The sequence below is a fragment of the Dokdonia sp. PRO95 genome (genome assembly GCF_000355805.1).
Taxonomy (GTDB): Bacteria; Bacteroidota; Bacteroidia; order Flavobacteriales; family Flavobacteriaceae; genus Dokdonia.
On record NZ_CM001837.1, the window covers coordinates 356,804 to 369,665 of the forward strand.

The following is a 12,862-nucleotide window of genomic DNA, read 5'->3' on the forward strand; positions in this document are numbered from 1 at the left end:
TCCTTAACAATATTTAAATACCAAAAGTCTCATGCAATCTTTTGATTTGCTCAGGACGCCCTATCACTATTAATTTTGACTCCTTCTCAAGTCGCATATCTGCTTCTGGATTAACAATATACTTCCCTGACGGGGATCTATATCCTATGATGGTACAACCAGTTTTATAGCGTAAATCAATTTCTTTAATACTAGCCTCTTTTCCATCTGCACAGATTTGGTCAAAGCTTATTTCTTCTACATTGATGCTATCTTCCTCACCTACGACTGATAAATTATCTAAAAATTCGATAAGATCAGGTACAACTACAAGTGATGCCATATGATCACCACCTATTTTATCAGGCATGATTACATTATCTGCACCCGCAAGTTTGAGTTTCTTCTGTGACGCCTCGGCAGTTGCACGACTTATAATCTTGAGTTTACTGTTGAGCTGGCGAGCACTGAGTACAATAAAAAGGTTATCTGCATCCTCAGGTAAAGCACATAAAAGCGCAGAAGCTCTTGAGATCCCAGCTTTTTCTAGAATTTCATCTTCATTTGCATTACCATAAACAAAATGAATATTCTTATCCATCTCATAACGCTCTATAACATCTAGATCCATCTCTATAACCACAAACTGCTTATTATAAGCCATGAGTTTTTGCACGGCTTCTTGCCCATTACGGCCATAACCACAAACAATAATGTGATCTGTCATTTTATCGATTTCTTGCTGCACCTTTTTATGTATTAAATCTTTATAAGAACTCTTACTTATTATATACTCTGAGATAACCGTCAAAGCATAACCCACAATCACCACACTTAATAGAATAAGTATCACTGTAAAGATTTTTGCTTCGGGCGTGAGCGGAATCACTTCGCCAAAACCTACAGTCGTAATTGTAATCACTGTCATATATACAGCATCTACCCAATTATAGTCTGCTATAAAACGATAGCCAACAACCCCTAAAAGTAACGTAGTTACTAGAAGTACTATGGCTAGATAAATTTTATTCTTAAAAAAGGAAAACAAATTCATAGGTCAAAAACAGAAGTGCGCTTTGTATATATAAGATCTTTTAACTTAAGCCAAAACGCTACTGTAAGGTATAATGCAAAACCTACTCCTAAAGTTGCAAATGAAACATATATAAAAAATAGTCTCACATTTTTTGCGCGCATTCCTAAACGGTCTGCGAGTCTAGAAGAAACATAAAATCCATGTTTCTCAAAATAATGCCGTATATCGTATACAAATTTCAACATATTGTGAAGGTAATAAATACTATATGTATAATGCTATCAAAGACTAATCTTCAAGAATAATAAAGGTAGAAATAAGGGTAATTACGCTTTCGCGAAAGCGTACTCAAAACCAAACACTCCTACTATAATTACAATTTAATTTGCAACCTCACTCATAAATTTAATCCTATATAAACGCAGCTCCTCATCTTCATAATCGCCATCAAACTCTTCCATGGCTACTTCGATTTTATCTGTCTCTGCTTCCATAAAGTAATCATGAAGCTCCTCTTGTTGATCCTCGTCAAGTATATCATTAATCCAGTAATCTATATTAAGACGCGTACCACTAAAAACGATTGCTTCCATCGCTTTAATAAAATCTGGCATATCCTTACCTTTTGCAGAGGCGAGATCATCAAGTGGTAATTTGCGATCGATGTTTTGAATAATGTATAGTTTCAATCCGCTATTTGCTCCAGTGCTCTTTACGACAAGATCATCTGGTCTCAAAATATCATTTTCAGAAACATACCTATCAATGAGCGCTACAAATTCTTTACCGTACTTTTTTGCCTTACCATCCCCTACTCCATGCACATTACCTAGTTCCTCAACGTTTACAGGATATTTAATAGACATATCTTCTAGTGAAGGGTCTTGAAAAACGACAAATGGAGGCACATCAAGTTTCTTTGCCACTTTTTTACGTAAATCTTTCAGCATTTCTAGAAGCTTCTTATCGGCTCCTGCCCCAGCTTTTTGAGCAGATATGATGGCATTATCGCTGTTTGCATCAAACACATGATCATCTGTCATCATAAAAGAAACAGGATTCTCTATATAGTCTAGGCCTTTTGGTGTCATCTTTACTACACCATACGTTTCAATATCCTTTTTTATATATCCTGCAACAAGAGCCTGGCGTATAAGGGCAAACCAGTATTCTTTTTTCTGATCATGACCTATACCAAAAAATGGCTGCTCATGGGTTTTATGCGAACTTATAATAGCGTTCTCCTTTCCTCTTAGAGTAAGAACAATCTCTTTACTTTTATAAATCTCATTAGTATCTCTTACTACAGATAATACTTTTACAAGTTCCTCTTTTGCTTCATGTTGCTTTTTAGGATTACGCATGTTATCATCAAGCATCCCTCCTTCTCCGGTTGCGTTATCAAACTCTTCTCCAAAATAATGGAGAATAAATTTACGCCTAGACATACTTGTCTCTGCAAAAGCTACTACTTCTTGCAGTAATGCATGACCTATTTCTTGCTCGGCCACAGGCTTACCGCTCATAAATTTTTCAAGCTTTTCTATATCCTTATATGCATAAAAAGCTAGACAGTGACCTTCACCTCCATCTCTTCCTGCTCTACCCGTTTCTTGGTAATAACTTTCTATACTTTTAGGAATGTCATGATGTATAACAAATCTCACATCTGGCTTATCGATTCCCATCCCAAAAGCGATGGTAGCAACCACCACATCTACATCTTCCATCAAGAACATATCTTGATGTCTCACGCGCGTTTTTGCATCGAGTCCTGCATGATATGGTACTGCTTTTAAGCCATTAACTTGTAATGTCTGTGCTAGCTCCTCTACACGCTTGCGAGCGAGGCAATATATAATACCACTCTTACCTTCGTTTTGTTTTACAAATCGAATAATATCGGCATCTACTTGAGCCGTTTTAGGCCGTACTTCGTAATAAAGATTAGGTCTATTAAATGAAGCCTTAAAAGTGTTTGCATTGGTAATCCCTAAGTTTTTAAGAATATCTTCTTGCACTTTTGGCGTAGCAGTAGCGGTAACTGCTATAATAGGAATATTATCACCTATTCTACCTATGATCTTACGTAGGTTACGATATTCTGGTCTAAAATCGTGTCCCCACTCTGAAATACAGTGTGCCTCATCTATAGCCAGAAAAGATATAGTAACCCCTCTCAAAAACTCTACATTTTCTTCTTTAGTAAGTGACTCGGGAGCCACATATAAGAGTTTTGTTACTCCTCTAGTGATATCTTCTTTTACTTTTTTTATCTCTCCTTTAGTGAGCGAGCTATTAAGTACATGAGCTATTCCTTCTTCTTGAGATATACCTCTAAGCGCATCAACTTGGTTTTTCATTAAAGCTATAAGTGGCGATACCACAATAGCAGTTCCCTCTGCAATAAGTGCGGGTAACTGATAACATAATGATTTTCCACCTCCTGTGGGCATAATCACAAAACTGTGATTACCACCTACGATGCTTCTTATGACTTCTTCTTGCAGACCCTTGAACTGACTAAAGCCAAAATATCTTTTAAGTTCTTCGTGTAAGTCTATTTGCCTTGTCCCCATATGTATTCAAATACATTTTTACATACCTTTGTGTTTTCTAAAGATAGTAATTTCCGCACGTTAAACAAATCTTAACAAAACCCAGTTTTGAACAACTTCCAGCAAATCATTGCTAGCGCACAGAAAACCATTCATATTGAGCAAACTGCGATTGCAAATCTCAGTTCATTAATAGACGAAGAATTTGCACAAGCAGTACAAGCCATCTATAATTCTAAGGGCAGAGTAGTCATAACCGGCATAGGTAAGAGCGCAATTATTGCTCAAAAAATCGTAGCAACCTTAAATAGTACAGGAACTCCTGCTCTATTTATGCATGCTGCAGATGCCATTCATGGTGATTTAGGAAGCATATTAATAGATGACATTGTTATCTGTATATCAAAAAGTGGAAATACTCCAGAAATCAAAGTTCTAGTACCTCTTATTAAAAAGACAGAAAACACGCTCATTGCAATTACGGCAAATAGAGATTCGTTTTTAGGTAAAGAAGCAGACTACATATTACATGCTAATACAGAAGAAGAGGCATGCCCTAACAACCTCGCCCCTACCACAAGCACAACAGTACAGCTTGTTCTAGGCGATGCAGTAGCAGTTGCCCTGCTAAACCTAAGAGGTTTTACAGAAAGTGATTTTGCACGATACCATCCTGGTGGTGCTCTAGGCAAAAGATTATACCTTACTGTTAATGATATTTGCTCTACTCATGAAAATCCTCAAGTAACACCAGATGCAAGTATAAAAGAGGTGATTATTGAGATTACTAATAAGATGCTTGGTGTTACAGCAGTAGTTCTTAACGGAGCTATCCAAGGAATTATAACAGACGGCGACTTGCGACGTATGCTATCAAAAAATGATTCTCTTGATGGTCTTACTGCCGCTGCAATCATGAGCACCACACCAAAAACAGTATGCCATGATGCTATGGCAATTGATGCAAAAGAAATTTTAGAAACACACAATATCACCCAGCTATTAGTTGAAAAAGAAGGAAACTACGCTGGTGTGGTACACATACATGATCTCATAAAAGAAGGAATCGCATAATGGCAAAAAAAGTAAAAAAACACCCAGATGAGATGTCCTTTCTTGACCACTTGGAAGAATTAAGATGGCACTTAATTAGAGCTACGCTCGCTGTAGTCATTATAGGTACCGTTGCTTTTATATTTAAAGGAACCCTTTTTGAAATTATTTTTGGCCCTCAAAATCCCGACTTTGTCTCTTATGATATTTTATGTAAGATTTCTCAATTTTTTGGGGCAGAAAAAGGATGTATTGCAGATGGAGACATGGATTTTATCATCCAAAGTAGAAAAGTAGCTGGCCAATTTAGTGCGGCTATATGGACCTCTATCATGGCAGGTGTCGTCATAGGTTTTCCGTATATTCTTTATGAATTTTGGAGATTTATTTCTCCAGGACTGTATGAAAATGAACGTAAATCAAGTAAAGGCTTTATTGTAGTTGCCTCTTTACTTTTCTTTTTGGGAGCAGCATTTGGATACTTTGTAGTAGCACCATTATCTATCAACTTCTTAGCAACTTTTAAAATATCTGACGCAGTTCAAAATGAATTTGACATCGATTCTTTTATAGGCCTCGTGCGAGCATCAGTACTAGCTTCTGGATTTATATTTGAATTACCTATCATCATGTATTTCCTTACTAAAATAGGTCTTGTGACTCCTGAATTCCTTAAAAAGAATCGCAAGTACGCATTAGTTATTGTATTAATTTTGGCAGCAATTATAACGCCTCCAGATATTTCAACCCAAGTAATCGTTGCTGTGCCTATCATTATCCTGTACGAAGTAAGTATTTTTATTTCTAGAGGTGTTATCAGAAGAGAAAAACGCCGACTTAAGAAACAAGGACTTGCATAACATTACTTAACTAATATTTAATTTTTTTACGCTTTCGCGAAAGCGTAAAACCACTATCCCCACAACTATGAGCAATAATATAATAGACGATTTTAATAGCTACCGTTCTACAATGAACGATAAAATACTTGCCGACAACAACAAGATCGTCAAGCGTATTTTTAATCTAGACACTAATGCCTTTACAGAAGGTGCATTAGATAAAAAGACAAAAGAACTTCTAGGGCTCGTTGCCTCAACAGTATTACGTTGTGATGACTGTGTAAAATATCACCTCGAGAGCTGTCATGATGAAGGTGTAACTAAGGAAGAAGTAATGGAAACATTAAGTATAGGTACTCTTGTAGGAGGAACTATTGTGATACCTCACTTGCGCCGTGCATATGAATACTGGGAAGCACTAGACGAGAGAAAAGCAGGTAAATAATAACACTGTGCACAATGATGAGATTTTGTAAGTTTTTTATATCCTTCTTCGTTGTGCACAGCATTATACTCACCGCTTTTCGATATTTAAGCAATTACAAAATAAGCTGGTTTGGAATTTTATTTCAAGGTTTATTTTTTGGTCTCATAATGGCTTTCACTTTTACACGTTATAATAAGGTCAAGACAAAGGATTAAACAATTTGTATATTTACTTACTATGAAACTACGTGCTGAAAATTTAATGAAATCCTATAAGGGCCGACAGGTGGTTAAGGGAATTTCTGTAGAGGTAAATCAAGGAGAAATAGTAGGTTTACTAGGGCCTAACGGAGCTGGAAAAACCACCTCTTTTTATATGATAGTAGGTCTTGTGAAGCCTAATGGTGGTAATATCTATCTAGAACAACAAGATATTACAAAATACCCTATGTACAAACGCGCTCAAAACGGGATAGGCTATCTAGCTCAAGAGGCATCTGTTTTTAGAAAACTAAGTATTGAAGATAACATCTTGAGTGTGCTACAGCTCACAAAATTATCAAAGAAAGAGCAACTTCATAAAATGGAGGAACTCATAGAAGAGTTTAGCTTAGGTCATATACGTAAAAGTCGTGGTGATTTACTTTCTGGAGGTGAACGTCGTCGTACAGAGATTGCACGAGCACTAGCTACCTCTCCATCTTTTATATTACTTGATGAGCCTTTTGCTGGTGTTGACCCCGTAGCTGTAGAAGATATACAGCGTATCGTGGCACAACTCAAAGACAAAAATATAGGAATACTTATAACCGATCACAATGTCCAAGAAACACTTGCCATTACAGATCGCACTTACCTAATGTTTGAGGGTAGTATTCTTAAACATGGTGAGCCAGAAGAACTCGCAGCAGATGAGATGGTACGTAAAGTCTATCTAGGTCAAAACTTTGAACTGCGTAAGAAAAAACTATTTACCTAGCCTACCATTAAACAAATCTCTAGGTGGGTTTTCTTGTACATCTCACTTATTAAACAATTGCCATTTTGAAAACAACATTTACAATCATACTCGTCTGTTTCCTTTCTGTTTTTTGCAAGGCACAAACCCCTATACCTACACAGACTCAAGACACCTTAAGTGTTATAAAACTAGCAGTGTACGATACTAAGGTCATGCTTAAAGGCATAGGTCACGCTTATACCGGGCCACTGCGATGGAAAAAAGATGACTGGATTGTAGCTGGTACCATTGCTGGGGGAACGGCACTACTTTACTTTGTAGATGATGACGTAAATAATTTTTTCTCAAAAAGAAGTGACGATTTACCAACAGTATTAGACGAAGTTGGAGAACGTGGCGGAAGTCCGCAGGTAATTTATGGCCTAACGGCTGGAACTTATTTATTTGGGTTATTTACTAAGAACCAAAAAGTACGTAGAGCGGGAGCCTTAATGACATCATCGGCAGTGACGGCTGGACTTTTACAAACCATTCTCAAGGCCTCCACAGGTAGAAGTAGACCAGAAAACGGTAAGGGAAAATTTGAATTTAACCCCTACAGTGGAATGGCAGGCTTTAGATCATTCCCTTCTGGACACACGATACTATCTGTAACCATGGCACACGCAGTTGCAAAACAATTTGATAACGCCTGGGTTAAGGTTGGAATATATGCCTTAGGATCTATTGCACCTTTACAAAGAATCTGGGGTGGAGCCCACTGGCTTACAGACGTGGCCCTTAGTGCTGCACTTAGTATTGTGATTGTAGATTCTATAGATAACTATATGAACAAGGCAAATGTATATCCCGACGGCTCTAAGAAAAACAATAGCATTTCTTGGAAATTTAATGTAGGCTTAGGTCGCGCCGGGCTTACTGGTACTTTCTAGATTAACTTACTGGTAAAGTTTCTTGCTTCTGTGCTTTTATAGTAAGCACAAGCATTGCTACCCTGCTTATCACAAAACATAATAATCCAAAAACGGTACATAGCAAGGCTACTTTGAGTCCTCCTGCCATCATAGGCTGTGAGATATTACCATTTCCCTCTATAGCATCAAAGGCTGTAATAAGACCTATAGTAGACCCGAGAAGTCCCCACATAAGTGCAAAAAGACTGAGATGACCTATGAGCTCTAGTGTATTTCTTACACGCTTTTTACCTACAAGTGCTAAAATAAATAAGACTAGTACTGCAAGTAAAACTAGTAAAATAGGCACCATAAATAGTAGCCCTCCTTCATTAATACGATCGATAATTTGTGACATAACTTTAGTTTTTAAGATTAATGTGATGTAAATCTAGAGAGATAAAACACTTCTTAATATTATTTGCGACGAGTACCAGTTTATACTTCCAATATAGCAATTTAAAATCCGTCAACGAATAACCACCAGCCTGTTAGGTTATAGACAGCATATAAAGCGTTATTCATCTCAAAATAAATAAGGGCTATCATTTTTTTGTCATCTTTGTGAGATGCTAGCACCATTGCTTAAAAAAACCATTTACTTACCTATACATATTATACTATGGGTATTAGTATGGTTATTTTACATTTACTTTTTTAGCTATGCGGCAGATAATGATCAGTTTGTCATACACTTTGCAACTAGCCTCCTACCTATTACTATCGTAGTAACCTACATTATTGCTTATTATCTAATACCACGTTTCCTTCTCAAAAAGAGATATATTGTTTTTACTGCATACCTATTATACACTGTAGTAGGCTCACTGTTTTTAATAATTATCATCACCTTCATAAACTTTATCTTCTTATCTAATTATGATATGAAGCAAATGCCCTTGCTCACGCGTAACTTTGTTTTTGTTTTCATACTCGTGTACCTCGTGGCTGGATTAGTCTCACTTGCACAACTGCTCAAATACAACTACAAGGCAATACATCGCAATAGTGTATTAGAAAATAAAATACTAGAAGGGCAATTACTACTTAAAGAAAAGGAACTCCATTACCTTAAAGAGCAAATACACCCTCATTTTTTATTTAACACACTTAATACGATTTATGGAGCGGCCCTAAAAGAATCTAAGCACACTCCAGACCTGATTCTCAAATTATCTAATCTACTCGACTACTCGCTTAATCAAATAAAGAAAAAGACCGTTGCCATATCTGAAGAGACTGGATATATAGATTCTTATATAGGTCTTGAGCAGGTGCGTTTTAGAGAGTCTCTAAGTGTCACCTTTACAAAAAACATACAGCGAGATATTCAAGTCCCGCCTATGTTATTTATCGCCTTTGTAGAAAATGCTTTTAAACACGGAGGGCCTATTGATGAGTTCCTTATTATAAACATACATCTTGAGGTGGTAGATAAGCGATTACATTTTACAATAAAAAATACAGTGAAAGCTGCTCAAAACAACACGCTTAATCATGGTCTTGGGCTTAAAAACAGTAAAAAAAGACTTGATGTGCTTTACCCAAAGAAATACACACTCACAAGTGAGCTAAAAGACAACTGGTTTTACCTAGATGTAAACATTACATTAGATCAATGAGAACGTACAATGCAATCATAATAGACGACGAGCCCATGGCACGTGAAATTTTAGAAAGTCACCTTTCAAAAATTGAACAAATAAGCGTGGTAGCCTCTTGTAAAAATGCCGCACAAGGTTTTAGCGCTCTAAGTGCTCACGATGTAGACCTTGTATTTTTAGACATAAATATGCCAGAGGTTACAGGTCTTATGTTTGCCAGAGCAATACAAGGTAATACTAAGATTATTTTTACCACCGCTTACCGTGAGTATGCCATAGATGGTTTTGATCTTCAAGCAGTAGACTACCTACTTAAACCTATCTCATTAGAAAGATTAATGAAGGCCCTACAGAAATTTTATAACGAAGTAGATAAGCCAGCGCAAAAAACAATTACAGATACCTTTACATTTTTTAGATCTGACCGTAAAATGGTGAAGGTAGACTTTAACAGTATTCTCTATATAGAAAGTCTAGGTGACTACCTAAAAATTCACACCAACGATGAGATTATTGTTACCCGAGAGACACTATCATCTGCTATAGAAAAATTGCCCATAAAACAATTCTTAAGAACCCATCGCTCATACATAGTGGCTGTGCAAAAAATAGATAGCTACACAAATGAGCACATCACTATAGATGAAACCGTTATCCCTATAAGTAGAAGCTATCGAGATACAACGCTTCAGTTATTAAGTTCTATAAAATAACGCAGTTTATTACGTACCTTTGCAAGCCTTTAAAAGTCTTAACGACTGAGGTAAAAATAATGTGTTGATTACGCTTTCGCGAAAGCGTAAAAGACCCCATTAAAAGGAGTACCGCATACTATGAAAACAGAATTAGAAAGACAATTAGACCAAATTGAAGCAATAGGTGATGACCACATAGGGACCAGCGCGGTTACCCCATTGCGTGCAGATGCTTTTGAAATGAGCAATGCAGATAAACTTGCAAGCATCCAGAAGGACGTCGCTCACATTATGGAAACCCTAGGGCTAGATATGACAGACGACAGCCTTAAAGGAACACCAAAACGTGTGGCAAAGATGTTTGTAAACGAGATATTTTCTGGTTTACATCCTGATAATAAGCCTAATGTTTCAGTATTTGATAATAATTACAAATACGGAGAGATGCTAGTTGAAAAAAACATCACAGTATACTCTACCTGTGAGCATCACTTACTACCTATAGTAGGTCGTGCACACGTAGCATACATCTCAAACGGAACCGTGGTAGGGCTTAGTAAAATGAACCGCATTGTAGACTACTATGCAAAGCGTCCTCAAGTACAAGAGCGACTCACTATGCAAATTGTGCAAGAATTACAACGTGCTATGGGCACAGAAGATGTAGCCTGCGTTATAGACGCAAAACACCTTTGTGTAAACAGCCGTGGTATACGTGATATAGAAAGTAGCACGGTAACCAGCGAGTTTGGCGGGAAGTTTAAAGAAGAAGCTACACGTAGAGAATTTTTAGACTACATCAAGCTAGACACAGATTTTTAAGAAGCTACAGCTTGCTTATGCATACCTATAAAAAAGCGGTTTCTTTTTAGTGACCGCTTTTTGAGTTTTACAATTAAGATATTTACCTTCGTTACACACATAAATAGCACATAAAATGCCTTTATACCAAGATCAAGAACTCACAGTTTACAATTCGCTTTCTGGAAAGAAAGAAATCTTCACACCTCTACTCGAGGGTTATGTAGGTATGTATGTGTGCGGTCCTACGGTATATAGTAATGTACACTTAGGTAATGTGCGCACCTTTATGAGTTTTGATATGATATTTAGGTATCTCAAACACTTAGGTTATAAAGTGCGCTATGTGCGTAATATTACAGATGCTGGTCACCTCACAGATGATGCAGATCAAGGAGAGGATAAGATTGCAAAAAAAGCAAGACTAGAGCAAATTGAGCCTATGGAAGTTGTACAGAAGTACACGCTAGACTTTCACGACATTCTCAATAAATTTAATTTCTTACCTCCTAGTATAGAACCTACAGCTACAGGTCACATCATAGAGCAAATAGAAATAATCAAAAAGATTATAGACAACGGGTATGCTTATGAGAAAAATGGCTCTGTATACTTTGATGTAATAAAATTTAATGAAGACCACGAGTATGGTAAACTTTCTGGCCGCAAGCTAGAAGATATGATTACAAACACTCGTGCCCTTAGTGCACAAGATGAGAAGAACAATCCTCAAGATTTTGCACTTTGGAAAAAAGCAGAACCTGAGCACATAATGCGCTGGCCTAGCCCGTGGGGTGATGGCTTCCCAGGGTGGCACCTAGAGTGTACTGCAATGAGTACAAAATATCTAGGAGAACAGTTTGATATACACGGTGGTGGTATGGATCTTAAGTTTCCTCATCACGAGTGTGAGATTGCTCAAAATGAAGCTGCAATAGGTACAGAGCCTGTAAAGTACTGGCTACACGCAAATATGCTCACCCTTAACGGCCAGAAAATGGCAAAGAGTACTGGTAACAGTATCAACCCAGGTGAGATTTTTACAGGAGACAGTACTCACTTAACAAAGGGATTTGCCCCTAGCGTTGCAAGGTTTTTTATCTTACAGAGTAGCTACCGCAGCATTATGGACTTCTCAAATGACGCATTACTAGCGAGTGAAAAAGGTTTTAACAGACTAATGGAAGCGCTCAAAATTGCAAAAAATCTAGACACATCTAAAGAAAGTAGCTTTAATGTAAACGACTGGAAGGCGTCTTGCTACGCCGCGATGAATGACGATTTTAACACTCCGATACTCATTGCACATCTTTTTGATGCAGTAAAGCAAATACACCTTATTAAAGACGGAAAAGCAACTATCACTGCAAGTGATCTTAAGTTATTACTTGAGACGATTAATGCTTTCGTTTTTGACGTACTTGGACTTGAAGACAATAACGCTTTCGCGAAAGCGGACGACTCAAAATTAAGTGGCACCGTAGAGTTACTTATAAAACTTCGTAAAGAAGCACGTGAAAACAAAGATTTTGCACTAAGTGACAAAATACGAGATGAACTTATAGAGCTAGGTATCCAGCTCAAAGATGGTCGTGAGGGAACTACCTTTACTGTAAACTAATGGCTTCTGCAAAGAAAATAGCAATTGCTCCCTTTTTAGGAATCATCTGGTTTTACCAAAAATTTATCTCCTCGTGGACACCTAGCACTTGCCGCTACTCACCCACTTGCTCTTATTACACCAAGACCGCTTTTCAAAGGCACGGACTTTTAACAGGTGGAAAGCTGGCATTAAAACGTATTTTATCTTGCCATCCTTGGGGTGGCCAAGGATATGACCCAGTTCCCGAAAAAGAAGAAGTAAATAATATGTAATCCCTTTTAAAATCTGCTATTAAGGTTTTAAATTGCTTACTTAAATAAACAACACTTACTCAGTCATAATTGGAGTAAT

At 37.2% G+C, this 12,862-nt stretch carries 14 protein-coding genes; 10 read left to right on the forward strand and 4 right to left on the reverse strand.

The window, feature by feature from the left end:
* Positions 1 to 13: 13 nt before the first annotated feature.
* From D017_RS01390 to D017_RS01400, 3 genes are all read right to left on the reverse strand, one after another.
* Positions 14 to 1,033 (reverse strand): potassium channel protein, encoded by a 1,020-nt coding sequence (locus D017_RS01390; RefSeq protein ID WP_035334257.1) that lies wholly within the window; start codon positions 1,031 to 1,033, stop codon positions 14 to 16.
* On the reverse strand, positions 1,030 to 1,260 hold the full coding sequence (locus D017_RS01395) for a hypothetical protein (RefSeq protein ID WP_035334258.1): 231 nt from the start codon (positions 1,258 to 1,260) through the stop codon (positions 1,030 to 1,032). The genes D017_RS01390 and D017_RS01395 overlap by 4 nt, the downstream gene beginning before the upstream one ends.
* 135 nt (positions 1,261 to 1,395) lie before the next feature.
* Entirely contained in the window at positions 1,396 to 3,594 is a 2,199-nt protein-coding gene (locus D017_RS01400; RefSeq protein WP_035334259.1) for an ATP-dependent DNA helicase RecQ, read from the reverse strand.
* An 87-nt stretch (positions 3,595 to 3,681) separates the two neighbouring features.
* On the opposite strand from D017_RS01400, the gene D017_RS01405 reads away from it, so the two are divergent.
* From D017_RS01405 to D017_RS01425, 5 genes are all read left to right on the forward strand, one after another.
* On the forward strand, positions 3,682 to 4,647 hold the full coding sequence (locus tag D017_RS01405) for a KpsF/GutQ family sugar-phosphate isomerase (protein ID WP_035334260.1): 966 nt from the start codon (positions 3,682 to 3,684) through the stop codon (positions 4,645 to 4,647).
* On the forward strand, positions 4,647 to 5,486 hold the full coding sequence (tatC, locus tag D017_RS01410; protein ID WP_035334261.1) for a twin-arginine translocase subunit TatC: 840 nt from the start codon (positions 4,647 to 4,649) through the stop codon (positions 5,484 to 5,486). The genes D017_RS01405 and tatC overlap by 1 nt, the downstream gene beginning before the upstream one ends.
* Positions 5,487 to 5,553: 67 nt before the next feature.
* A complete protein-coding gene (locus D017_RS01415) occupies positions 5,554 to 5,913 on the forward strand; it encodes a carboxymuconolactone decarboxylase family protein (RefSeq protein ID WP_035334262.1) in 360 nt (119 codons plus the stop codon).
* Between the two features lie 219 nt (positions 5,914 to 6,132).
* Positions 6,133 to 6,873 (forward strand): LPS export ABC transporter ATP-binding protein, encoded by a 741-nt coding sequence (gene lptB, locus D017_RS01420; protein WP_035334263.1) that lies wholly within the window; start codon positions 6,133 to 6,135, stop codon positions 6,871 to 6,873.
* 65 nt (positions 6,874 to 6,938) lie between these two features.
* Positions 6,939 to 7,787, forward strand: coding sequence for a phosphatase PAP2 family protein (locus D017_RS01425; protein WP_051583765.1), 849 nt, complete (start codon positions 6,939 to 6,941; stop codon positions 7,785 to 7,787).
* A gap of 1 nt (position 7,788) precedes the next feature.
* Here D017_RS01425 and D017_RS01430 read toward each other — a convergent pair whose 3' ends face one another.
* Entirely contained in the window at positions 7,789 to 8,166 is a 378-nt protein-coding gene (locus D017_RS01430) for a MotA/TolQ/ExbB proton channel family protein (RefSeq protein WP_035334265.1), read from the reverse strand.
* Positions 8,167 to 8,377: 211 nt separating this feature from the next.
* On the opposite strand from D017_RS01430, the gene D017_RS01435 reads away from it, so the two are divergent.
* The 5 genes from D017_RS01435 to yidD all read left to right on the forward strand — a co-directional run bounded on the left by D017_RS01435 (position 8,378) and on the right by yidD (position 12,783).
* Positions 8,378 to 9,430: a histidine kinase gene (locus D017_RS01435; RefSeq protein ID WP_035334266.1), complete on the forward strand. Its 1,053-nt coding sequence runs from the start codon at positions 8,378 to 8,380 to the stop codon at positions 9,428 to 9,430.
* Positions 9,427 to 10,125 (forward strand): LytTR family DNA-binding domain-containing protein, encoded by a 699-nt coding sequence (locus tag D017_RS01440; RefSeq protein WP_035334267.1) that lies wholly within the window; start codon positions 9,427 to 9,429, stop codon positions 10,123 to 10,125. Before D017_RS01435 ends, D017_RS01440 begins: the two co-directional genes overlap by 4 nt.
* Before the next feature lie 120 nt (positions 10,126 to 10,245).
* Positions 10,246 to 10,929, forward strand: a complete 684-nt coding sequence (gene folE, locus D017_RS01445) for a GTP cyclohydrolase I FolE (RefSeq protein WP_051583766.1) — start codon at positions 10,246 to 10,248, stop codon at positions 10,927 to 10,929.
* A gap of 115 nt (positions 10,930 to 11,044) precedes the next feature.
* Entirely contained in the window at positions 11,045 to 12,529 is a 1,485-nt protein-coding gene (gene cysS, locus D017_RS01450; protein WP_035334268.1) for a cysteine--tRNA ligase, read from the forward strand.
* Positions 12,529 to 12,783 carry a membrane protein insertion efficiency factor YidD gene (gene yidD / locus D017_RS01455; protein ID WP_035334269.1) on the forward strand — a complete coding sequence of 85 codons (255 nt, stop codon included), beginning with the start codon at positions 12,529 to 12,531 and terminating at the stop codon, positions 12,781 to 12,783. The genes cysS and yidD overlap by 1 nt, the downstream gene beginning before the upstream one ends.
* Positions 12,784 to 12,862 lie beyond the last annotated feature (79 nt).